This window comes from Chromobacterium sp. ASV23 (genome assembly GCF_016428945.1).
GTDB lineage: Bacteria > Pseudomonadota > Gammaproteobacteria > Burkholderiales > Chromobacteriaceae > Chromobacterium > Chromobacterium sinusclupearum.
Genome location: NZ_JAELTR010000122.1, coordinates 1 through 2,376 on the forward strand (window position 1 = coordinate 1; position 2,376 = coordinate 2,376).

Consider the following 2,376-nt stretch of genomic DNA (forward strand, 5'->3'; position numbering starts at 1 on the left):
GAGTCTCGTGGGCTCGGAGATGTGTATAAGAGACAGGATTGCAGGGCCATTGGCGCAGGTCAGCCTATGAAAATAATGCCGCTCGAACATGATTTTTGGGGCATGGACTTTTTTGCCTGCCTTGTCATTGATCACCCAAAAAGCGGAGCGCCCACCGGATTCGACTTTGGCGATGGACTTTAATACATTGACCTCACACTCCAGGCTGCGAGCTATCTCTTTCCAATCATCATCCGAAATCGGCTTATCTTCATAGGCTTGCATATAAGCAAGCAGATCTTCAGGCAGTTCAATTCCAATTTCTATTACTGACTCGCCGCCTTTTCCCTTTTTCTTTTTCTTCTTGACGGCTGGATTGTTTGGCGTGGCTTGGCCAGTAGGCTTTTTGGGCAGCGCTGGTTTTTTAGATTCTGCGGAGGTCTTTTTATCAGAAGGGGTTGCCGTGATTGGCGCATCTTTGGGGTGGGGATCCAATTTATCTTTGAAGGATACGTAAGGACTCACTAAGGTAATCAGTTTCTCGCCATAACCAGATACCGTTGCGCCGACTCGTTGCCAGTTGCCAACCAAGTCTTTAATCAATACTTCGACTGTCGAATCTGCCTTGGCACTAACCTTTTCAACAGACAATCCATTCTTGCTAGTTTTGCCCGGATGAGCCTTGCCATCGATTACTAGCTGGTAGGCCAAATTTTCAATAGGATGACGTAGGGCATCCAAAAATAGGGCCTGTACGGAAAATGCCGCTCGCTCACTGAGGTAAAGTGGTTGACCAATTTCCAATTGGTTCGGGTTTTTCAAACCATTGAGTTTGATGAGGCGTGGCAAAGGAACGCCAGTGTTTTTTGCAATCTGGCTGAGGGTGTCACCCTTCTGAACAAGGTAAACTTCAGATGTGGCTTGGGTCATTGTTCTCATCCTCTGCATATACTTGCCAATCGGTGATGCCTTCTTCCATTTGCCAACTGTCATTGAGCATCAGCATGTGTGTCACTTTTTCCTCTTGCCTGCTTGTTGCGCTATCAGTCTCGGATTGTGCGGGAGCGGCATGAAGAGAAGTTAACTGCTGGCTTTCTAACAAGCTGCTGGATTTAAATGCATTGGCAAAAGGCAACCACTCAACAGGAAAGTCTGGCAAATCCAGTTTTTGGCTGTAGCTGACCATATCCTTCGGGAGTGGCATTGATGGTGGCATGATTTTCATGCCAGCCGGACCGCTCAGGTTGTGGCTGGCCCCCTTCACGCTGACAGTGCCAGGACAGTGCAACTCGATGTTGCCACCCGCGAGGCGGATATAAGCGCCACCGCCCACGTTGAGGAGAATTTCCTCCTTGGCCGCGATAGTGATGCGGTCCTTGCAGGAGGTGATGGTGACGTCCTTATCCGCCGTCAGCTCCATCGCATCGCTCTGCGCCTGAACCTGTACTTTGCCCTTGGCGGCGATCAGCTTCAGCGCCACCTTGTCCTTCACCCCAGCCACAAACAGGCTGATGTGCTGGCCCACGTTGTGAATCCAGCGCCGGCCGGTGGTGTGGTTGGCGTCGCGTTGGGCGACCAGGTTCAGGTTGGCCCCGGCCGAGATGGTTTGGCTTTGTTCGGTCAGGGAGGCGATGCCGGCTGGGCCGGACAGGATCAGCAGCGGCTGTTGGCCAGCCTGCTCTTTCGCCGTCTTGCCGTCTTTGTCGGTGTTGCTGCCGGCTTCCCAGGCTTTGAGCGCGTCGACGTGGTGTTGCAGATGGCCGTCCGGCTTCTTGCCGGCTTTGGCGTTGTCTTCGCCGATGGCATCCGGCCCCGTTTCCATAGTGTCGGCCAGTTGGCCGGCGGCGGTTTCGGCCAGCGCTTGGCTGAGCGAGAGCGCCGCATCGAGTTGCGATTGGGCGTGTTCGCGCGCCAGCTGCTTGCCGCCGGCGCCGTTTTGCGCTTCGGTGGACAACAGCAGGCCGTGCGCGGCGCGGATGGCGCCGTGCTGGTCGGTTCTGAGTTCGAAGCCTTCGCCGCGCGGCTCGGCTTTGCCGTTGCTGCGCGGGTGGGTCAGGAAGCCTTGGTTCAGCTGGGTCTTGCCGGATTCGCTACTGAGTTTGGCGCGCACTTCGCCCGGGGTGTCGTCGAACAGCAGTTCGTTGTAGCCGCCGCCTTGATGTTCCTTGGATCTGATGCCGGACAGCGTTTTGTTGGCGGGCAGCGCGCCGGCGCCGCTGAAGTCCGGCGTGGGGTGGCTGCCGTTGTACAGCACGCCAGTGATCACGGGGCGGTCGATGTCGCCTTCGATGAAGTCGACCAGCACTTCCTGGCCGATGCGCGGGATGAACTGGTGGCCGAAGCCGGCGCCGGCGCTGGGCATGGCCACGCGCAGCCAGCAGCTGGATTTGTCGTCGA

1 protein-coding gene is annotated in these 2,376 nt (G+C 56.1%); it reads right to left on the reverse strand.

All coding sequences use genetic code 11. The annotated features are described in order from the left end of the window. Window positions 1–889: 889 nt before the first annotated feature. Window positions 890–2,376: type VI secretion system Vgr family protein (locus JHD59_RS21785; RefSeq protein WP_233164458.1), on the reverse strand; the 1,487-nt coding region annotated here is incomplete at its 5' end.